Here is a 21016-nt window from a genome sequence, read left to right on the forward strand (position 1 = left end):
TGGAATGACGGCTGCGGAGCATAACATGGGCGTCGTGCGATGCCCCGAGAGGCACGATCAGATGGCGGTTCGCGGAATCTCCCGCTCCCATGATCTATCGCTGATCAACGTTTCACCTTCGAACGCACGCTGCTCGGCACTCAGGTAGAAGGTGGTCTCGTCGCAATGCAGGTGATAGCGGCTGGTCACTTCCACGGAGAACCGACCCTCGCCCTGCTCACGGCTGGCACGATAGACCCACTCGATATCGGCACGGGTACGGGTGGCATCGGTGGGGTGGCTCGAATAGACCTCTTTCGCGCGCTGCTCGACACGCAGGCCGTGGCTCTCGAAGCGCATGTCGCCCATGTCGTCCTCGATGGTGACGGTCACCTCGCCGCTGCCCACGTCTTCATGGATCGTGCGCCTGGGTTGACCGGCGCGCAGCGTCTCGACCCGGCACGGCGTGGCGCTCTCCGGCGGTTCGAACGGCATCGGGATGGTTTCGGCTCGGCATAGCGGCAGTTCCAGTGTCGGCTTGCCAGCCTTGAGCGTCAGGTCGGCACGCTTTTGGGGTGACCAGATCAGCGGAAAACTGGCGCTGGAGAGCGCCAGACGCAGGCGGTGTCCCTTGGGCAGGCGGTAGCCGATCAGATCCAGCGGTAGCCGCACGTCCATCGGCCCACCGGGAATCGGCGGAGTGATCCTGTCCGCATCGTCGCGGAGATTGAGATTGAGCGTGCCGTAGGTGATCAGCGCGCTCTCGCCGCTCGGCGCGACATCGCACAGACGCACGTGGAACTGACCGCAAGCTTCCGCGCTGGCGATCGTCGCGGCGACCGTCGGCTGGCCCAGGATATCCAGGCCCTCGGCGTAGGGTTCGGAGTCGAAGGTCAGCGACAGGCCATCGTCGCGGCGCTGATCCGGCGGAAAGTCGGCGCCGAACCACAGCGGGATGTACTCGCCCTGCAGCGAGCCTGCCGTCAACGGCGAGGCGATCAGACGATCGCCGCTCAATTCGCCGTCGGGGTTCAGGCCACGCTCGCTCAGCGCGAGAATCGTCGTCTCGATCTCGTCGGTTGGCGCGGGCCAGTTCGAGGTGCGTACCCACTCGCCCGGCCGTTCCAGATACTTGGGCGCCGGCGGGACACCATCCTGCAGATAGAAGGTGCAGGGTGGCTCGTCCATGATTCCGGTGTCGATGCCCTTGAGCCAGTAGTCCCACCAGCGCAGCGCCTCCTGCAGAAAGCCGATAGCCGGATCGGGAATCGCGAAATGGGGGTACTTGTGCATCCAGGGCCCGAGCAGCGCCTTCTTCGGGCAGGAGAGATTCTCCATCATCCGCGGGATCGTATTGACGTAGGAGTCACCCCAGCCGCTGATCATGTAGACCGCGGCTTCGATGTCGCCGTAGTTCTCGCAGATCGAGCCATGCTGCCAATAGGCGTCGCGCTGCTGGTGGCGCAGCCAGGGCTCGGCCAGCAGCGGCATGTTGTCGAGACGATGCTTCCACATCTCTCGCCAGCGTTCGCCGACCAGCAGCGGATCGGGCACCGCGGCAGAGAAGCTCAGCATGGTGGCGGCCCAGCCGAGATTCTCGAGCAGCATATTGCCGCCCTTGTAGTGGATATCGTCGGCGTAGCGATCGTCGGTGGAGCAGAGGGTGATGATCGCCTTGAGGGGGGCGGGTCTGAGCGCAGCCACCTGCAGGCCATTGAAGCCGCCCCAGGAGATACCCATCATCCCGAGCTTGCCGTCGCACCACGGCTGCCGGGCGATCCAGTCGATCACCTCCAGCGCGTCGGCCTGCTCCTGCGCCGCGTACTCATCCTCCATCAGTCCGTCCGATTCGCCGTTGCCGCGCATGTCGACGCGCACGCTGGCGTAGCCGTGGCCGGCGAAGTAGGGGTGGGTCAACTCGTCGCGCACCGCCGTGCCGTCCCGCTTGCGGTAGGGCAGATACTCGAGGATCGCCGGCACCGGGGTCGTTTCGGCATCCTCCGGCAGCCAGATTCTGGCAGCCAGGCGGGTACCGTCGGCCAGCACGATCCACTGGTTCTCGATTTCGCGCACGCGGTGCGGAAAGTCCTGCTTGATCTTCATGCCTTGTCCTTGGCTGTGGAAGGGGTTGGCGGTGTCGGTACGCTGTCGAGTCGCTCGGGATGCTTGAGCCAGGCCCACAGCGAGCCGGTGGCCAGCAGCACGATCAGCATCGCCGGGAGGCCGCCGAGGTTGGAGAGCATCTTGATGCCGTCGATTCCCACGAAACTGACCATGACCCAGGAGACCACGCCGACGATCACGCCCCAGATCACCTTCATCGGGACACCGGCGTTGAGGTCGGAGTCGGCGGTCAGGCCGCGGGTGCAGAGGTTGCCGATGGCGTCGGTCTGGGAGTCCGCCGCGGTGACGTAGGAGATGTAGGCGATGAACAGCAGCAGCGGTATCCACACCTGGGAGAATGGCAACTGACGGAACAGCGCATAGAGCACGTTTTCGACGCCACGATCGTTGAGCACGGCATAGAGGTCGGCGCCGCCCGTGCCGGCATGAGCCTGGAAGTAGAGCGCGGTGCCGGAGAAGATCAGGATCCAGACGCTGGCGAACAGTGCCGGATAGAGCAGATTGACGCGCAGGAACTCGCGCACCGTGTAGCCGCGGGAGATCTTGCCCAGAAACAGCGCCGCCACCGGTGCCCAGGCGAACCACACCGCCCAGTAGAAGATCGACCACCACTGCGGCCACGGGTCGTTGCCCGCGGCCCCGGTGAACAGGCTCTTGGTGAAGAAGTTGTCGAGATAGACGCCGAACGATTCGACACCCAGGGCCAGACAGAAGACCGTCGGGCCGACGATGAACATGAAGACGCCGAGAATCGCGAGCAGCACGGCATTCAACGACGACAATCGGGCGATGCCCTTCTGCAGGCCGCTGGCGGCTGAAATCACGAAGGTCACCACGATGATGGCGATGATCACGCCGAGTCGCAGCGGACTGGTCTCGCCGCCCAGATACTGGCCCGCGCCGCCGGCCAGGGTCAGCGCGCCGGTGCCCAGCGACGAGGCCATGCCGGCCACCAGCGCGTAGAGCGAGATTGCATCGATCAGGCCGCCGAAGCGCTTGATCCTGGGACCGAAGACCGGCTCCAGCATGCTCGAGATCGAGAAGCGCAGGCGCAGATTGTAGAACGCCAGCGCAAAGATCAGCGCCGGCACGGCGTAGATCGCATAGGGCGTGAACGACCAGTGCAGGAACATGGTCGACATGGCGAACAGCATGGCGTCGCTCGATCCCGCTTCCAGCCCGCTGGAGTCGGGTGGGCCCATGTAGTGGTAGAGCGGTTCGGCGGTGGTCCAGAACAGCACACCCACGGCGAGCGTGGTGCACAAGGTGATCGAGAACCAGCGCAGGCGCGACAGCAGCGGCGTGGCATCCCGGCCGCCGATGCGGATACGGCCGAGCGGAGAGAAATAGACGATCACCGCCATGACCAGCAGATAGAGGCTGCCCAGGCTGAACAGCCATGAGAAATTGGTCAGTACCGCATCGTTGAGCGCGCTGGCCGTGGCCAGAAACCCGTCCAGGTCGACATAGCTGGCAATGACCGCGACCAGCAGTATCAAAAAGGTCGGCCAGAATACCAGTGGCCGCAGCGAAGTCTGCATACCCGTCTCCCGTTATGATTGTCGTAGGCGTCGAGGCGCCGTGCTTATGGCGCTATAACCTAACGCCTTTACTGTCCGGTGGAGCAAGCGGCCGCTGGGAATGACGGTATGCATCTGGGTCATGGGGTGGTGGCGGCGACTGTCATCGAACCCTGTAGAATGCGGCCGGGAATCGACGAAGGAGGCACAATGGAGCCCGAAGACCTCACCAGACTGGTCACCCGCAAGATGCCTTTCGGCAAGTACGAGGGGTGGCTGATCGCCGACCTGCCGGGCCCATACCTGAACTGGTTCGCCCGGGAGGGCTTCCCCGACGGGGAGATCGGGCGGCTGCTGGCGCTGATGCACGAGATCGATCACAACGGCTTGAGTTCGCTACTCGAGCCGTTGCGCTGAAGATGTCCTTCTTGCGCTCGAGCGGAAATGGCAGATCGGCGTTGTGCTAACTCAGCCAGCGGCCAACGCCATAAGCGGCGAGCCATCCGATCAGTACGACCAGGGCAAGCCAGGACCAGCGCCTCCAGCGCGTCTGATGGCGGCTGAGTGCGATTTGCAGCTGTTGCGTCAGCAGTTCCTGGCGAACCACGATGCGTTCGGGTGACGAGGAGAAATCGTTGGCGGTGTCCCCTTGCCAGTGGGGGGCATGGGTCATGCCCAGACCCGCCCGCAGCCTGCCGAGGTCGTCCAGCAGGTCATGCAGATCGTCATAGGCTTCGCGATGCGCCGCGTCGCCGAGAGCGCTCAGCGCATCGGCCTTCAGCGTCCGATTGCTGCAGCGTTCTGCAGCCCGGACGATGGTTTTGGGCGTTGCGTCCTTGGCGATGCCGAGTCGGCGATAGAGGTCACGCATGTTGCATCAACAGGTCGTAGGCGTTCTTGATCCGCTGGAAACGCTGCGAAGCCAGGGATATTCGCAAGTCGCCCTGGCCGTGGAAACGATCGGGATGGTGGCGCTGTGCCAAGCGACGGTAGGCTCGTTTGATATCGGTCGAGGAGGCATGCTCGTCGAGTTCCAGGACCTGCAAGGCCAGCCGGATTCGATAGTGGGGTTGGGGCATGCCGGCCGCCTGTCGCCACTGGCGTTGTCGTCGCTGCTGTTCTTGACTTGAGGCTTCTTCCTGACGCGCTCGCTCTCGGCGCTGGGCGTCGGCCTGACGCTCCTCTTCCTGGCGCTGGGCTTCGGCCTGGCGTGCCCGTTGCAGGCGTTCTTCTTCCTGGCGCCGCCGCTCCGCTAGTTGACGTGCCTGCTGGCGCAGGCGGTCACGCTCAAGGCGATTCTCCCGTCGCCGCGCATGCGCGGCCAGGATTCGGGCTCGCCAGCCTAGCCAGCGGTGAGTCCTGCGCGGGGAGGGAGCTGTGGTGTCTGCCTCGGCTGCCGGCTCGGCCTGCTCTTGCTGCTGCCAGTACGCCTGTCGGCTGGGGTCGCCGGGAGACGTCAGGGCGCGGCCGGCCACCTCGCGGAACAGCCGTGCAAAAGCAGCGGGCGTCACGCCGGAAAGATCGGAGAGAAAGCGCAGAATGTGGTGATTTCGCAAGCTGAGATCGCCCTCGCTCGTGGCCAGCCCGATCGCGCGCCGCAGGAAGGGGTGCGACTGTTCATCGACGCGTTCGCGTAACACCACCTCGGCGGCCAGTTGGATGGCCTTCAGATCGGCTCTGGCGATCGCCAGCAATGTGTCGAGATCCCGGGAATGGCGATAGCCGTTGGCCAGCACTTCGAGATAGCGCCGGTCCTCGGCAAGCACGGCTCGCTTGTTGACGTAGACCCACGTCAACAGCAGCAGAGCCGCGGTATCCGGCGGGTAACGACTTTTCAGCAGCAGAATCTCGAAAGCGGAAAAGCGCGCTGGGGCCATCGATGAATCCAAGCGGAAAAAGGGTTGTTGTCATCATTGATTGGATTCCGAGTATACCCAAACTCGACGAAGAGTCGTCACCGCTGCGTCACGCCGATAGGTTCTGCCAAAGCATAAGCCAGTGCTGCAAGTCGAGACACCGAGCTGCTCATGCGTTGGTGGTTAACGACCCGGTAAGGTCGAGAATGGCCTGGGCCAGACTGCGGTCGACAATGAGCGTATTGAACAGTCCAGCCTTGGCTGCGGCGATCGTTGCCTGGGCTCGATAAGCACCGGCACCGGTACCGATGACACGGGGCACCCTGCGTAATTGGTCCACCGAGATACCGAGAACGCGCCGGTCCAGTTCGCTTTCTATGGCCTGTCCATGCTGATCGAAGAGTCGACCGCTGATTTCGCCGCAGGCGCCTTTGTCGGCTATCTCCTCAGCCTCGCTCGCTGTCAGCAAGTTGTAGAGCGCCGAGCCGGAGGGGCGCCAGGCACCGACCGATACGACGGCGATATCCAATTCCTCGATACGGGCCAGCGAGCGGGCGATATCGGGTTGGCGCGCCAACGCCCTTGCTGTTTCGGCTTCCTGCAGTACCAGTGGTGCATAGATGGGGTATGCGGTGCCATTGGCGGCTTCTGCGATGATGCGGATGATCTCCACCGAACCGAGTCGGTTGCCGGTGAGGTGGATGGCTCCGGCGAGCTGCACGACCTCACAGGTGGGCAACTGGCGGATCTGGCGTGCCATCGACTCGATCACACGACTCCAGGTCATGCCGACGGTCTGGCCGGGTTTGATCTCGTCGTCGAGCACTATGGCAAGGCGATGGGCTACGGCTTCGATGGTGGATTGGTCGCTACCCGGTGTGCGGTCCACAACGATGGCATGTTCGATCCCCAAGGCCGCGGCCACGTCCAAGCCCATTTCCGGTGAGAGTTGCGCGGGATGGCGAATGCTGATCATAACCAACCCCGTTTCCCGGGCTTCCTTCAACAATCGCGCGACCTGAAAACGGCTGATACCGAAGTGACGCGCCAGGTCGCTCTTGGATTCGTCTTCCAGGAAATAACGACGAACCATCTCGAATATTTGATCCTCGCCGACAGAAGCCCTTCGTGGCCGAGTTTTGCTGGCGTCCGTCATAAAGACTCCCTGTACATCCTTAGTTGTAGTCGTCGGTCGAAAACTTGCCCTGAGCGATAGTACCAGCATACGCTTTTGCTCGTTTGAGACGTTTATTGCTCATTCGAGCGTCTTCATGGGCGTCTCTTAGTGACTAGATCACCAACGACAACTTGGGTCATGGGTCCGCTGCCTCCTGCCGGAGCCCGCCAAACGAGAGGAATGTCATGAGCGTCGATGATCGGCAGGACCCCACACGGTCAGAGGGCAAATCCAGGAAAGCAGCATTTGCGGCGTTCAGCGGTGCCTTCATCGAATGGTATGACTTCTATCTCTACGGCATCGCCTCGGCGCTGGTGTTTCCGCAACTATTCTTCGCCGATGCCGATGCTTCCGTCAGCCTGATGGCCTCGTTCGGCGCCTTTGCCGCCGGTTTTATCGCCCGCCCCATTGGGGCGTTGCTGTTCGGCCACTTCGGAGACCGGCACGGTCGCAAGACGATGCTGATCATCACCGTTCTCATCATGGGCGTATGCGCGCTGTTGATGGGGCTCGTGCCGACTTACGAATCGATCGGCTGGTGGGCGCCCGCGGCGCTGATTACCCTTCGTATCGTGCAGGGGCTGGGAATAGGCGGTGAATTCGGCGGCGGTGCGCTGGTTGCACTGGAGAACGCGCCGAGCCGAAAGCGCGGGCTGATGGGCAGCTTTCACCAGTTGGGTACGCCGATGGGGTTGCTGGTCTCTACCGGGGTCTTCTCCCTGGTCCAACTGTTGCCGGAGTCGAGCTTTCTGGCGTGGGGCTGGCGGATTCCGTTTCTGTTGAGCGGTGTCTTTCTCGTCTTCGCCCTGTTCCTCCGCAGTTCGCTGCCAGAGACGGAAGTCTTCCGCAAGCGGAAGACTCAAGAGCCCGCGCGCCACATCCCGTTGATGAGCCTGCTTCGCGAGCAACCGGGCCATCTGTTGCTCGGGCTCGGCGCGCGCATGGCCGATGCGGTGACCTTCAACGTCATCAATGTCTTTGGTATCGCCTACGCCACGTCGACGCTGGGATTGTCGCAGCAGATGATGCTGACCGGTTTCGTCATGTCCGCCGCGGTGCAGGTCTTCCTGACACCGCTGATCGGCATGTTCTCCGACCGGGTGGGGCGCCGTCCGGTCTACATGGCGGGCATCGTCGTCTGCGCCATCGGGGGGCTTGCCTATTTTCCCCTGCTGTCCACCGGAGAGGCCTGGGTCGTCTGGCCGACCATCATCGTGGTGCAGGCGGTGGGCACGGGGCTGATGTTCACCATTCAGGGCACCTTCTTCGCCGAGATGTTCTCGACGCGCGTGCGCTACACCTCGCTCGGCATGATCTATCAGGGCTCGGCGCTGTTGGGCGGTGCACCGACGCCGTTGATCGCCGCCGCGCTGGCCAGTGCCTTCGCCGGTAGTTACTGGGGGCCGGCGCTCTATCTGTTCGCCATGACATTGGTCAGCCTCGCCTGCGTCATCGCGATCACCGAAACCTATCGCAGCGAGCTGTGAAATCGCCATCAATGGAGCAAGGAGCCGCGTCCATGTCAGAGAGGAAAGTTCCCAATATCATGTTCGTGATCACGGACCAGCAGCGATTCGACACGATCCACGCACTGGGACATGAGCACGCGATCACTCCGAATCTTGATCGGCTGGTTCAGGAGGGCACTACCTTCGCGAGAACCTACGTCACGGCGCCATCCTGCGCACCGTCACGAGCCAGTCTGTTCATGGGCCTCTATCCGCACAGCACCGGTGTGTTCCGAAACGACGAGCCGTGGCGGCATTCTTGGGTCGAACAACTGGCGCAGGCGGGCTACCGCTGCGCCAACATCGGCAAGATGCATACCTTCCCGTACGAGACGCCGCTCGGCTTCCACGAGCGCCACGTGGTCGAGAACAAGGATCGCGACCATCCCAACCTGCCGTTCTTCCTCGACCAGTGGGACAAGGCGCTGTGGGCCCGGGGCGTCGACAAGCCGAGCCGGGTGACCTACCGTCACCGCGCCGACTATGACGATCGCCTGGGAGCTTTCGTCTGGGAGGCGCCTGCCGAGCTGCATGCCGACAACTTCGTCGGTGACTTCGCGGCCATGTGGCTCGAGCGTTATCCCGGTGACGAGCCGTTCTTTCTGCAGATTGGGTTTCCCGGACCGCACCCTCCCTACGATCCCACGCCTGAATACCTCCAACCGTTCGAGACGCGTGACGTGCCGATGCCGGTCGGCGACGCGGACGACATCGCCGGTCAGCCGGCGCCGCTCAGGGCGCTGCGCCAGAACCATCTCGACAGCGATCATGACGCGGTCAAGCATCTGGAGCATCCGACCCCCGAGCAGATGGTCCGCCAGCGGCGCCACTATCATGCCAACGTGACGATGATCGATGCGCAGGTCGGGCGGCTGCTCGACGCCTTGGAGAGGCGGGGCGTCCTCGAGGACACCATCATCGTATTCACCTCGGATCACGGCGACTGCCTCAATGACCACGGTCATAGCCAGAAATGGAATATGTACGAGTCGAGTGTGCATGTCCCCGCGATCGTCTGGGGGCCGAAGTTCGTGCGAGGGAACCAGCGCCTCGAAGGTTTGACCTCGCTCATGGATCTGGGGCCGACCGTTCTCGAGTTGGCGGGTGTCGAACCGCCGGCCTGGATGGAAGCGCAATCACTGTTGCCGGCGCTGCAGGGCAAGGCGTGGGCGGGTCGCGAGCATGTCTTCGCCGAGCACGCCCGCGATTTCATCCTGACCGACACCGAATTGATGACCATGGTGCGTGACGACCGCTGGAAGCTGGTGACCTTCGTCGACAGTGACGAGGGGCAGCTCTTCGACCTGGAAAGCGATCCCGACGAGCTCGACAACCGCTGGGACGACCCCTCCTGCCGGGCGCTGCGCGATCACCTCCAGCAGGTGATCGCGCGTTGGCGGGCCGAAAGCGCGACCCATACGTCGACATGGGCGGCGCCTTGGCGCTGAAGGGGGCGTCTCGAATGGCATCGAACGGTCGTGCCTGCTGTACCCCGTCCTTGGCACGAAAGAACCCGGAGGCCGGGGCCGCCGGGCTTCCGCGTCGACTGGCGGGAGCCGGTAACCATTCGATCGAGCAGGTGGCCATTCCCGCCGGTTCGTTCGTCATGGGGGAAGGTACCGATATCGCCAACCGTCGCGATGGCGAACACCTGACGCATGCGGTCTATCTCGACGCGTTCGTCATCGATGCGACCACCGTTACCAACCGCGATTTCGCGCGTTTCGTCGCCGCCACGGGATATCGCACCGATGCCGAGCGGTGGGGGATCTCGGCGGTGTTTCGCCATCAGGTCCAGGCCTCGAGGGAGGACGTGCTCGGCGCCCTCGACGGCATGGCGTGGTGGGTCGCGGTACGGGGTGCACATTGGCGCGCCCCGGGCGGAGCGTTGTCGACGGTGGATGACCTGCTGGATCATCCGGTCGTGCACGTCAGCTGGCGCGATGCCGTGGCGTACTGTCAATGGGCGGGGCGCTGGTTGCCCAGTGAAGCACAATGGGAGTACGCCTCGCGTGGCGGACTGGCGGGATGCCGCTATCCCTGGGGGAACGAAGTGACGGACGACTGCGGGGCATGGCGCTGCAACATCTGGCAAGGCGACTTCCCCCACACCAATCTCATCGAGGATGGCTGGCGTTTCACCGCGCCGGTCGAGGCCTTCGCGCCCAATGGTTATGGCCTGTATCAGACGGTCGGCAATGTCTGGGAGTGGTGCGGCGATGGCTTCGACCCCGATTACTACGCGCGCTCGCCGTTGAGCAACCCGCCGGGACCGCCCGACGTCGCGCGCCGCGTGATGCGAGGCGGCTCGTTTCTGTGCCACGACTCGTACTGCAATCGCTACCGGAACGCGGCGCGTACCTCGAACACACCGGCAGCTTCGAGCAGCAATATCGGGTTCAGGACGATCGGCGTGAGATCTTGAGCGACTTCTGCATCACCCCGCGCTTCAACCTCACCCCGCTGCGATGAGCGTAGTCATCGATGGCGAGCAGTTCGTAATCGTGGGCGAGATAGAAGTCGATGGCGTTGAGCGCGGCGGAGAGCGTCAAGGTGACGATGCCTTCCTGGCTGGCCAGCTCCTCGGCCCGGGCCAGCAACTGCGAACCACAACCGCGCCGGAAATGGTCCGGGGCGACGAACAGCGCTTCCAGCTCCCGTTCGCCGACGTCGACGACGGTGTAGCCAACGATGTTCCGCCCTTGTTCCGCCACGATCGCGTGACCCTGTCGAAGGAGATGTCGGAAACCGTCGCTCGGTGCGGCAGCGAGCCAGGTCTCCAGTGCGGCGGGCGGGTAGTGCCCCGCGCACTGAACCCTTGCCGCCCGGTTACGGATCGACCAGAGCGCCGGCAGGTCGTCGGGCGCTGCCACGCGAAAGGCGAGCTCGTTGCACATCGCTCAGCGCATCCCCGAGGTCTTGTTCAGATTTTCCGGACCGAAGGAGTCGGGCAGCAGTTCGTCCATGGTATAGCGCTTGAGCGGGCGGCCCTCGCCGTCGAGAACCACGATCCGGGTCTCCGGCGTGGCAAATTCGCGAATGCGCTGACGGCAGTCGCCGCAGGGCGTGCAGAGGTGCTCGCCGGGTCCGATGACGTAGATCTCATGTATCTCGCGCTCGCCGCTGGAGATCAGCCCGGCGATGGCGCTGGCCTCGGCGCAGAGTCCCTTGTAGTTGGCGCTCTCGACGTTGCAACCCGCGTGGGTCCGGCCGCTCTCGCTGATCAACACTGCGCCCACCGGATGGCCGGAATAGGGCACGTAGGCGTTGTCGCGAACGTGCAGCGCCATCCGCCGGACTTCATCGGACACCTGGATATCGCTCACGGCCGGTTTCATCGATTCGTCTCCCGATCATCGCGCAACAATCCTTCCAGAGTGATCGCCATCATCTCGGAAAAGCCGGTCTGGCGCGCCTGGGCATCGAGGGCCTCGCCGGCGAGGATATGGTCGGAGACGGTACACACGGTCAGTGCGCGGGCGCCGAATTCGGCGGCGACCCCATACAGGCCGGCGGCCTCCATCTCGACGCCGAGAATGCCGTGGCGCTTCATGGTCTGAAAGAACTCGACGTTCGGCGTGTAGAACAGATCCGCCGAGAACAGGTTGCCGACCTTGATCGTCGTGCCGCGTTCGCGGGCGGCGTCCGCCGCATGGCGGACCAAGTCGAAATCGGCGATGGCGGCAAAATCGTGACCGCCGAAGCGCGCCCGGTTGACGCCGGAGTCGGTGCTCGCCCCCATGCCGATGACGATATCGTTGACCGCGACGTCGTCGCGCACCGCACCGCAGGAGCCGACCCGAACCAGTCGCTCGACGCCATATTCGGTGATCAGCTCCTTGGCGTAGATGGAGCAGGAGGGAATGCCCATGCCGCTACCCATCACCGAGATCCTGCGGCCCTGGTAGGTGCCGGTGAAGCCGAGCATGTTGCGCACCCGGTTGATGCATTCGACATCGTCGAGAAAGGTTTCGGCGATGAACTGGGCGCGCAGCGGGTCGCCAGGCATCAATACGGTGTCGGCGAAGGCGCCCGGTTGGGCGTCGATATGCGGGGTTGCCATCATTTGTCTCCCTGGGGCGATTCCGTCAGTAGTGAACGCCCATGGTCCATCGAGGTCAGTCCGAAATGCTCGGCCAGCGTCTGGCCGATATCGGCGTAGCTTTCGCGGCGGCCGTAGTTGCCGGGGGCCAGCCTGTCACTTGCGATCAGGATGGGCACCTGCTCACGGGTGTGGTCGGTCCCGCGCCAGGTCGGGTCGTTGCCGTGATCGGCGGTGAGGATCAGCAGGTCGCCGGGCTCGAGTCTTGCCATCACCTCCGGCAGACGCCGGTCGAAGGCCTCCAGGGCGCCGGCATAGCCTTCCGGGTCGCGGCGGTGGCCGTAGAGCGTGTCGAAATCGACGAAATTGGTCATCACCAGCGTCCGGTCTCCGGCGTCGCCGATCGCCTTCAGCGTGGCGTCGAACAGCGGCTCGAACCCGTGCGCCTTGCGTACCTCGCTGACGCCGCAGTGGGCGTAGATATCGCCGATCTTGCCGACACCGAGTACCCTGCCACCATCGTCGTGCAGCTTCTGCAGTACGGTCGGCGTCGGCGGTTCGATGGCGTAGTCGCGGCGATTGCCGGTACGTTCGAAGGTCTCCGGCGTTTCGCCGATGAAGGGGCGGGCGATGACGCGGCCGATGTTGTAGGGCATCAGCAGTTCGCGGGCGATCTCGCACAGCCGATAGAGGCGGTCGAGACCGAAGTGGGTTTCATGGGCGGCGATCTGGAACACGGAATCCGCCGAGGTGTAGACGATCGGCTTGCCGCTGGCGACATGTTCCTCGCCGAGGGCCTCGATCACCGGCACCCCGGAGGCGTGGCAGTTACCGAGCACCCCGGGCAGCTCGGCGCGCTCGATCAATGCCTCGAGCAGTTCCGGCGGAAAGCTGTTCTCGCGGTCGGTGAAGTAGCCCCATTCGAACAGTGCCGGAACACCGGCGATCTCCCAGTGGCCGGAGGGGGTGTCCTTGCCGGAGGAGATTTCGCGGGCACAGGCCCAGGCGCCCGCGACGGTGTCGGGAACGTCGACGCCGGCCGCCCACTCGCCGGCACTCAGCCGATGGGCGTGATAGAGCCCGAGACGAGCCAGGTTGGGTAGCGCGAGCGGCCGGCCGGCATCGGCGCGATAGCGGGCGATATGGCCCAGCGTGTCGGAACCGGCATCGCCGAAGTCCGCGGCGTCCGGGGCGTTGCCGATGCCGAAGGAGTCGAGGACCAGCAGAATCGCGCGTTTCATCTCTTTGCCTCGTTCATGACAGATCTTCCTGGCGCAGCGTGGCGTGAACCAGCGGGGGCGGCTCGACGGGTGCATCGCCGAGGTCGAAGGCGTGACGCAGGCGTTGGCTGACGGCGTCGGCATCGGCCCGATCCGCGGCATGGATGCGTAGCAGCGGCTGTCCCGGTTCGAGGTGCTGGCCGAGCGGGGCGATGTGTGACAGGCCGACTCGGTGATCGATGGCGTCACCCGCGTTACGTCGGCCGCCACCCAGCTCGACCACGCCCAGGCCCAGGGCGCGAGTGTCGATGGCGCGGAGGAACCCCGTCCGATCCGCCTCGAGATCGAGCGTGACCGGGGCGGTGGGGAGATAGTGGCCGGCGCGCTCCGCCAGATCGCCAGGGCCGCCGAGACCCTGCACCATGCGCGAGAAGCGCTCGAGCGCCTCGCCGGAGTCGAGCGCGCGATCCAGGCGCTTGTCGGCATCACCGGCATCGCTGGCCAGGCCGGACTGGATCAGCATCTCCCGGGCCAACGACCGCGTCACTTGATGGAGGCGGCTCTCCTTGCCATGACCGCCAAGCAGCCGCAGTGCCTCGAAGACTTCCAGTGAATTGCCGGCGCAGTCGGCCAGCGGCTGGTTCATGTCGGTCAACAGTACGCTGGTCCGGGTGCCCGCGCCGCATCCGATGGCGACGATCGCCTCGGCCAGCTCGCGCGACGCTTCCGGCGTCGGCATGAAGGCGCCGCTGCCGACCTTGACGTCCATCACCAGCGTCTCGAGGCCGCAGGCGAGCTTCTTGCCCAGAATCGAGGCGACGATCAGCGGGATCGACTCCACCGTGGCGGTGACATCGCGAACGCCGTAGAGACGCTTGTCGGCCGGCGCCAGCGACCCGGTCTGGCCGATGATCGCCACGCCGACCTCTTTCACCAGGCGGCGGAAAACGGCGTCGGACGGGGTCACGTCGTAGCCGGGAATCGATTCGAGCTTGTCCAGGGTGCCGCCGGTGTGGCCCAGGCCGCGACCGGAGACCATCGGCACGTGGCCACCGCAGGCGGCGACCCAGGGGCCGAGGACCAGCGACACCAGATCGCCGACCCCGCCGGTGGAGTGCTTGTCGAGCACTGGGCCGTCAAATGCGAGGTCGTCCCAGCGCATCACCTGCCCGGAGTCGCGGATCGATTCGGTCAGCGCCACCGCCTCGTCCCGGTTCATGCCGTTGAGATAGACGGCCATGGCGAACGCGCCGATCTGCGCGTCGCCGATGCTGCCGTCGGCGATGCCGCCCATGACCAGGTCGAGCATCTTGCGGTCGAGGGTCTGTCCATCGCGCTTACGTCGAATGATTTCCTGCGTCAGCATGGCGCTCTCCGCTCATGATCGACCGTGTCAGTATCCGCCGCGGGTCGGTTGGGTGTCGTCGCCCGAGAGTGTCGCGAGCAGCGCGTCCAGTAGACCGGAAGCGCCGAAGCGGAAGTGCGCGGGCGTGAGCCACGCCTCGCCCATGATGCCGGCGGCCAGGTCCAGATAGGCCTTGGCATCGTCGCTGGAGCGGATGCCGCCGGCGGCCTTGAATCCGACGTCACGGCCACTGTCGCGAATGGCGCCAAGCAGTATCTCGGCGGCTTCCAGCGTGGCGTTGGTCGCCACCTTGCCGGTGGAGGTCTTGAGGAAGTCCGCACCGCACTCGAGGGCGATGTCTGCCGCCTGGCGGATCAGCGCCGGGTCCTTGAGTTCGCCGGTTTCCAGTATCACCTTGAGCAGGCGGTCGCCGCAGGCGTCGCGGCAGGCGGAGACCAGAGCGCGTCCCGACTCGGCATCGCCGCCGATCAGCGCCTTGTAGGGAAAGACCACGTCGACCTCGTCGGCGCCGGCCGCGACGGCTGCCCGGGTCTCCCGGCAGGCGCGCTCGACGTTGACGCTGCCGTCGGGGAAATTGGTCACCGTGGCGATCCGCACCCGGTCGCGGATTCCCATCGCCGTCAGCTCGCGATCCGCCGCGTCGATGAAGGCGGGGTAGAGGCAGACCGCGGCAGGGGCGCCGTATGGCGTGTCGGTACGACGACACAGGGCTCGAATGGCACCCTCGTCGTCGTCATCGTTGAGCGAGGTGAGGTCCATCATTGCCAGCGCCTGGCTGGCGGCGTGCTCGAGACTGCTCATCCATTTATCTCCTTGTCCGGCGTCTTGCGCCGGTTTCCTGCCGGGCCCGGCTCCCGGCGCGATTCCGTCCAGTCTGCCGGGGCTTCGTGGTGATTGTGCGTCAAGCACTCCGGGTCAGGCGGTACCGGCCAGCGACAGAAAGATCCCGGCCAGGGTGGCCGACATCAGGTTGGAAAGGGTGCCGGCGAGTACGGCCTTGAGGCCGTAGCGGGCGATCTCGGGCCGGCGACTGGGCGCCAGCGTGCCGAGGCCGCCGAGCAGGATCGCGATCGACGAGAGGTTGGCGAAGCCGCACAGCGCGAACGACAGGATCGCGGCGGTGTGGGGGGACATCGCCTGCCCGGTCGACTCGACCACGGTATCCCCGCTGATATAGGGGGCCAGGTTGATGTATGCCACGAATTCATTGACCACCAGCTTCTGGCCGATGAACGAACCTGCCAGCGTCGCTTCATGCCAGGGAATGCCGAGCACGAACGCCAGCGGCGAAAACAGCCAGCCGAGGATCATCGACAGGCTCAGCGAATCCATCCCGAACCAGCCGCCGACGCCACCGAGGATGCCGTCGATCAGGGCGATCAGACCGATGAAGGCCAGCAGCATCGCGCCGACGTTGGCGGCCAGCATCAGCCCCGAAGAGGCACCGGAAGCGGCGGCATCCAGCACGTTGGCCGGCTTGTCCTCGGCTTCCAGGACCTCCTTGGCCTGCTGGGTGCGATCGTCGGGCGTCTCCGTTTCCGGCATCAGAATCTTGGCAAACAGCAGGCCACCGGGCGCCGCCATGAACGAGGCGGCAATCAGGTACTCCATGGGGATGCCGAGTTCCGCGTAACCGGCGAGCACCGAGCCGGCGACGGACGCCAGGCCGCCGCACATGACCGCGAACAGCTCGGAGCGCGTCATGCTGGCCAAGAACGGCCTTACCACCAGCGGCGCTTCGGTCTGGCCGACGAAAATGTTGGCCGTGGCGGAAAGCGATTCGGTGCGCGAGGTGCCCAGCACCTTCTGCAACGCGCCACCCAGGATGCGCACGACCCACTGCATGATGCCCAGGTAGTAGAGCACCGCCGTCAGCGACGAGAAGAAGATGATGATCGGCAACACCTTGATGGCGAAGACGAAGCCGACATTGGTCGGGTCGGCCAGGTTGCCGAACAGGAAGCCGATGCCGTCGTTGGCGTAGCTGATGACCTGGCTGACGGCGCTGGAGACGGAGCCCAGCACGCTCTGGCCGACAGGTACGTAGAGCACGAAGGCGCCGATACCGGCTTGAATGGCGAAAGCGCCGATGACGGTCCGCAAGCGAATCGCCTTGCGGTCGCTCGAGAAGATCAGCGCGATCAGCAGTAGCACGATGACGCCGACCAGACCCATGAGGAGTGTCATGTTGTTGTCCTTGGTGTTGGCCTTTGTGGGTAGGAAGCGCACATGCAGGGCATCGGCGAGAGGATCCCGTGGCCTGGCGCCTGCGGTCATGGACCGATATGACGGAGGCCGACACTCGAGTAGCGCAGTTCCTGAGATATTTTTAACATTTTTGGGTTTTGCTCGTCACTTATTGTTTTTCTTTTAACAAGCCCATAAAGTAGTTTTGAGCCGTGGGTAGGCCTATATATGGTGTTTTTCAGGCTACTTCGTTACCAGACTTGCTTGTGTCAAGTCGGTGTCGGTCGACGGTGCAGATGAAAAAATAGTCACAAAATCAAGACGGCCATGCCGTAGGCCCTGTTTGAAAAATCGATGAGCGTCGTTCAGCCAAGGCAAGAATCGGCGCAAAGACGCCGTGTGGGTGAGCGCAGGGATTTTTCAGACCAATCGAACAACGATGTCACAACAAACAAGGTAGGGGGATCGCATGATAGAGCGACTTGCATGGCCGAGGGTGGATTCGGTGCGGCCGGCAGACGGGGGAATTCGTCATTCGCGACTGACACTGGCGGCAGGGTTGGGGGCGATGCTACTCGCCGTCTCTCCGGCCTGGGCCGCCGATGACCAGGGCGGTGCGCCGGTCATCGAGCAGGAGACGCCGGACGAGGGGCCGACCGCCGAAGGGCAAACCGCCGATGGCCCCTATCTTTCCGACTGGTATCATCAGAACCTCACCGTCATCGGCAGCAAGAATATCCGATTCGGGCCGCAGCAGGTCGACGATATCTATCTGGAGTACGAGTTCTTCGGTCGCAAGGGGCCGCTGGATCTCTACGGCTATATCGATTTTCCGAAGTTCTTCGGCGTCGGCAACGCGGCGGACAGCGGCATCTTCGACAAGGGGTCGCCGGTGTTCATGGAGCTGGAGCCGCGCCTCTCCATCGATGACATGACCGGCCAGGACCTCAGTTTCGGCCCGTTCAAGGAGTGGTTCGTCGCCTTCGACTATATCTTCGACTGGGGGCACACCACCGAGAGCCGCCAGAACACCCTTTATGCCGGCCTGGGCACCGATATCGACACCGGCTCGCCGCTCGGGCTCTCGTTCAATCTCTACAAGCGTCGCCAGTGGGAAAACTACGGCGCCGCCAACGAGCACTCCTGGGATGGCTATCGCGCCCAGTTGAACTACTCCTACCCGCTGGGCAGCTTCGATAACGGTGCGTCGCTGGTCTACGTCGGTTTCACCAACCACGACTTCGGTTCGGACCTGGGCGACAACGACCCGACCCGTACCAACGAATCGACCGTGGCGACCAACGTGCTGCTGTATCAGTTCACGCATCTGCGGTTCATGGCGGTGGCGCGTTACTTCCACAACGGCGGCCAGTGGAACGATGGCGAGATGGCGCCGTTCCCCAACAGTCACGGCGACAGTTTCGAGTTGCGCTCCACCGGCTGGGGTTACTACTTCGGCGTCGGCTGGCAGTTCTAACCTGGCGGGGAGGGATTCGCCGACGGGGAGCCTGCGGGCTCCTCGCTGCGTTACAGGGTATGATCATCGACCGACGGCAATACCGCGCTGCCTGCTGCGCCTCCAAGGAGGAGTCCTGCCGTGCGAGACACTGTCGCGACACCCTGATCTGGAAGATGATGTCGGGAGAACCCCATGAATGGCCGCAGCGCCGTAAGGCTCGAGAGACTCCGTGAAGCGATTCGGCGTCACGGTGCGCTTCCGTTGGCGGACGCGGCGACGCTGTGCGATGTCTCCGAAATGACGGTGAGGCGAGATATCGCCGCCAGCAATGGCGCTATCGTCTCTTTCGGCGGCCATCTGGTGATGGCCGATAACCCCCAGTTCGCGGTCGCCTACAATCTCGATGCGCAGAGAGACCGCTACGCGAAGGCCAAGCAACGTCTCTGCGAGGCGGTCGTGTCGATGATCGAGGAGGGTGATACCGTCTTTGTCGATTGCGGCACGACGTTGATGCCGTTCTGCGCGTTGCTGCCGCGCGAGATGAACGTGACCATCGTCACCTACGCCCTCAACGTTGCCAACGCGTTCAGCCAGCGCGACATGCCCAACATGCGCTTGGTGGTGCTCGGGGGGCTCTACTACGCCGCTTCCGACTCCTTCGGCGGGCAGGACGTCACCACGGCGATTCGACGCCTGGGCATCAACAAGGCGTTGATCTCCGCCGCCGGCGTCCATGCCGAAAAGGGAGCCAGCTGTTTCCACTTCCATGAAGTGGCGCCCAAGCAGGCCGCCATCGAGCATGCGGAGCGCAGGATCCTGGTCGCCGACGAGAGCAAGCTCGACGTGATGCGTGCGGCATTTTTTGCCGAACTGTCGGATTTCGACACCCTGCTGACCAGTGGCGATCCCGGCCGGACCTGGCGCGACCGGATGCCCGCAGAGGTGGGCGCGAAGATCGATGTGGTCTAATCATCCTGCTTTTGGTAGAGATATCTGACGGATAATACCTGTTTTCAGTAGGAGGAATTCGTGTCGGCCTAGGGGTAGGATGGCCAGACTTCCTACGTTTCGAACAGGTGCCCGGATCGATGTCTGCTACCTCATCGTCTTCTCAGAATCCCGCCGTATCGCTTCGCCCACCCGCCGACGCCAGCTACTACGCCGCCTCGATCGTCGGCTTCGATGCCGCTGATGCCGGCCGCTACGCCTTGCGTTCCCCCGCCACCGGGGAGGTGATCGCCGAGGTCGCCGACTGCGGCGTGGCGCAGGCGAAGCTGGCTGTCGACAACGCCCAGCGCGGCTTCGAGGCGTGGCGCAGGACCACCGCCTTCGAACGGTCAGCTCTGCTCAAGGCTTGGCACCAGGCGATGATGGAAGCCAAGGAAGTCCTCGCCGTCACCATGTCCCGGGAGATGGGCAAGCCGATCCGCGAAGCCCGCGGTGAAGTGGACTACGCCGCCAGCTTTCTGGAGTGGTATGCGGAACAGGCCAAGCGTGTCGATGGCGACATTCTGCCCAGCCAGCATCCGGACAAGCGCCTTGCCGTGCTGCGTCAGCCGGTCGGCCCGGTACTCGCCATCACGCCGTGGAACTTCCCGGCCGCGATGATCACCCGCAAGGTGGCGCCGGGGCTGGCGGCCGGCTGCTCGGTGATCGTCAAGCCGGCGGAGCAGACGCCGGTCACGGCGCTGCTGCTGGCTCAGCTCTGGCAGCAGGCCGGCGGGCCGGCGGAGGTGTTCCAGGTGATCACCGCCGAACGGCCGGCAGCGGTCAGCGACGTGCTGATGGAAGACCGACGCATCCGCAAGGTGACCTTCACCGGTAGCACGCCGGTCGGCAAGCATCTCTACGCCAAATCCGCCGCCACCATGAAGCGCATGTCGCTGGAACTGGGTGGGCATGCGCCGTTTCTGGTCTTCGACGACGCCGACATCGAGGCCGCGGTGGCCGAGGTGATGGCGAGCAAGTTCCGCAATGGTGGCCAGACCTGCGTCTGTGCCAACCGCATCTACGTTCAGCGTGGCATTCTCGACGCCTTCTCCGAGCGTCTGACGGCCGCGGTCGACGAACTGCGCGTGGGGCAGCCGGAAGACGAGACGACCCAGATCGGTCCGCTGGTCAGCCAGGCGGGGCGCGACAAGGCGCAGTCTCATATCGACGATGCCCTGACCAAGGGAGCCCGTCGCCTGACGGCCGAGCGTGAGGTCGACGGGTTCTTCGTTGCGCCGACGGTGCTCGCGGACGTTACCAATGACATGCAGATCATGCAGGAGGAGACCTTCGGTCCCGTCGCCCCGCTGATCGCCTTCGATAGCGAGGAGGAGGCGGTCGCCGCCGCCAACGCCACGCCGTTCGGTCTCGCCGCCTATCTGTGGACCCGCAACCTGGGGCGGGCGGCGCGCGTTTCCGAAGCGCTGGACTACGGTATCGTCGGTGTCAATGACGGTGCGCCTTCCGTGCCCCAGGCGCCGTTCGGCGGCGTCAAGGATAGCGGGCTGGGCCGCGAGGGTGGTCGTTACGGCATCGACGAATATCTCGACACCAAGTTCGTCTCGACGCGGCTGGATGGCTGACCGCC

The 21016-nt window shown here is 64.3% G+C and carries 19 protein-coding genes; 7 read left to right on the forward strand and 12 right to left on the reverse strand.

All coding sequences use genetic code 11. The features are described from left to right. Positions 1-57: 57 nt before the first annotated feature. Positions 58-2082: a CocE/NonD family hydrolase gene (locus AAGT95_RS10900; protein WP_342596502.1), complete on the reverse strand. Its 2025-nt coding sequence runs from the start codon at positions 2080-2082 to the stop codon at positions 58-60. Next, the gene (locus AAGT95_RS10905; RefSeq protein WP_342596503.1) at positions 2079-3644 is read right to left on the reverse strand and encodes a BCCT family transporter; all 1566 of its coding nucleotides are present in this window, start codon (positions 3642-3644) and stop codon (positions 2079-2081) included. The genes AAGT95_RS10900 and AAGT95_RS10905 overlap by 4 nt, the downstream gene beginning before the upstream one ends. A gap of 189 nt (positions 3645-3833) precedes the next feature. Here AAGT95_RS10905 and AAGT95_RS10910 point away from each other — a divergent pair, with 189 nt between their 5' ends. After that, positions 3834-4040 (forward strand): DUF3820 family protein, encoded by a 207-nt coding sequence (locus AAGT95_RS10910; RefSeq protein WP_110601171.1) that lies wholly within the window; start codon positions 3834-3836, stop codon positions 4038-4040. Positions 4041-4086: 46 nt separating this feature from the next. Here AAGT95_RS10910 and AAGT95_RS10915 read toward each other — a convergent pair whose 3' ends face one another. The 3 genes from AAGT95_RS10915 to AAGT95_RS10925 form a co-directional block, all read right to left on the reverse strand. Then, on the reverse strand, positions 4087-4494 hold the full coding sequence (locus tag AAGT95_RS10915; RefSeq protein ID WP_342596504.1) for a hypothetical protein: 408 nt from the start codon (positions 4492-4494) through the stop codon (positions 4087-4089). Then, complete coding sequence (locus AAGT95_RS10920) at positions 4487-5500, reverse strand: J domain-containing protein (protein WP_342596505.1); 1014 nt, start codon at positions 5498-5500, stop codon at positions 4487-4489. Before AAGT95_RS10920 ends, AAGT95_RS10915 begins: the two co-directional genes overlap by 8 nt. A 148-nt stretch (positions 5501-5648) precedes the next feature. After that, positions 5649-6635 carry a sugar-binding transcriptional regulator gene (locus AAGT95_RS10925; protein WP_342596506.1) on the reverse strand — a complete coding sequence of 329 codons (987 nt, stop codon included), beginning with the start codon at positions 6633-6635 and terminating at the stop codon, positions 5649-5651. 206 nt (positions 6636-6841) lie between these two features. On the opposite strand from AAGT95_RS10925, the gene AAGT95_RS10930 reads away from it, so the two are divergent. From AAGT95_RS10930 to AAGT95_RS10940, 3 genes are read left to right on the forward strand one after another with little or no spacing between them, the layout of a single operon-like run. Beyond that, positions 6842-8143: an MFS transporter gene (locus AAGT95_RS10930; RefSeq protein WP_342596507.1), complete on the forward strand. Its 1302-nt coding sequence runs from the start codon at positions 6842-6844 to the stop codon at positions 8141-8143. A 32-nt stretch (positions 8144-8175) separates the two neighbouring features. Further along, positions 8176-9612 (forward strand): sulfatase family protein, encoded by a 1437-nt coding sequence (locus AAGT95_RS10935; protein WP_342596508.1) that lies wholly within the window; start codon positions 8176-8178, stop codon positions 9610-9612. 14 nt (positions 9613-9626) lie between these two features. Then, a complete protein-coding gene (locus tag AAGT95_RS10940) occupies positions 9627-10589 on the forward strand; it encodes a formylglycine-generating enzyme family protein (RefSeq protein WP_342596509.1) in 963 nt (320 codons plus the stop codon). On the opposite strand, the gene AAGT95_RS10945 is transcribed toward AAGT95_RS10940, so the two are convergent. The 7 genes from AAGT95_RS10945 to AAGT95_RS10975 all read right to left on the reverse strand — a co-directional run bounded on the left by AAGT95_RS10945 (position 10564) and on the right by AAGT95_RS10975 (position 16979). Next, positions 10564-11061, reverse strand: coding sequence for a GNAT family N-acetyltransferase (locus AAGT95_RS10945; protein ID WP_342596510.1), 498 nt, complete (start codon positions 11059-11061; stop codon positions 10564-10566). The genes AAGT95_RS10940 and AAGT95_RS10945 overlap by 26 nt on opposite strands. Positions 11062-11064: 3 nt before the next feature. Continuing rightward, positions 11065-11502 (reverse strand): cytidine deaminase, encoded by a 438-nt coding sequence (locus tag AAGT95_RS10950; RefSeq protein WP_342596511.1) that lies wholly within the window; start codon positions 11500-11502, stop codon positions 11065-11067. After that, complete coding sequence (gene deoD, locus AAGT95_RS10955; protein WP_342596527.1) at positions 11499-12227, reverse strand: purine-nucleoside phosphorylase; 729 nt, start codon at positions 12225-12227, stop codon at positions 11499-11501. Before deoD ends, AAGT95_RS10950 begins: the two co-directional genes overlap by 4 nt. Continuing rightward, on the reverse strand, positions 12227-13447 hold the full coding sequence (locus tag AAGT95_RS10960; protein WP_342596512.1) for a phosphopentomutase: 1221 nt from the start codon (positions 13445-13447) through the stop codon (positions 12227-12229). The genes deoD and AAGT95_RS10960 overlap by 1 nt, the downstream gene beginning before the upstream one ends. Positions 13448-13460: 13 nt before the next feature. Continuing rightward, entirely contained in the window at positions 13461-14792 is a 1332-nt protein-coding gene (deoA, locus tag AAGT95_RS10965) for a thymidine phosphorylase (protein ID WP_342596513.1), read from the reverse strand. Between the two features lie 27 nt (positions 14793-14819). Then, on the reverse strand, positions 14820-15593 hold the full coding sequence (gene deoC, locus AAGT95_RS10970; protein ID WP_342596514.1) for a deoxyribose-phosphate aldolase: 774 nt from the start codon (positions 15591-15593) through the stop codon (positions 14820-14822). Positions 15594-15707: 114 nt separating this feature from the next. Then, complete coding sequence (locus AAGT95_RS10975; RefSeq protein ID WP_110601189.1) at positions 15708-16979, reverse strand: NupC/NupG family nucleoside CNT transporter; 1272 nt, start codon at positions 16977-16979, stop codon at positions 15708-15710. A 469-nt stretch (positions 16980-17448) separates the two neighbouring features. On the opposite strand from AAGT95_RS10975, the gene AAGT95_RS10980 reads away from it, so the two are divergent. The 3 genes from AAGT95_RS10980 (at position 17449) to AAGT95_RS10990 (ending at position 21011) form a co-directional block, all read left to right on the forward strand. Further along, positions 17449-18456, forward strand: a complete 1008-nt coding sequence (locus AAGT95_RS10980; RefSeq protein ID WP_240612395.1) for a nucleoside-specific channel-forming protein Tsx — start codon at positions 17449-17451, stop codon at positions 18454-18456. Between the two features lie 174 nt (positions 18457-18630). After that, the gene (locus AAGT95_RS10985) at positions 18631-19407 is read left to right on the forward strand and encodes a DeoR/GlpR family DNA-binding transcription regulator (protein ID WP_110601193.1); all 777 of its coding nucleotides are present in this window, start codon (positions 18631-18633) and stop codon (positions 19405-19407) included. A gap of 119 nt (positions 19408-19526) precedes the next feature. Continuing rightward, entirely contained in the window at positions 19527-21011 is a 1485-nt protein-coding gene (locus AAGT95_RS10990; protein WP_342593802.1) for an NAD-dependent succinate-semialdehyde dehydrogenase, read from the forward strand. The last annotated feature ends 5 nt before the right edge of the window (positions 21012-21016 follow it).

Origin of the sequence: Salinicola lusitanus (assembly GCF_038648475.1) — a bacterium.
Classification (GTDB): Bacteria; Pseudomonadota; Gammaproteobacteria; order Pseudomonadales; family Halomonadaceae; genus Salinicola; species Salinicola lusitanus.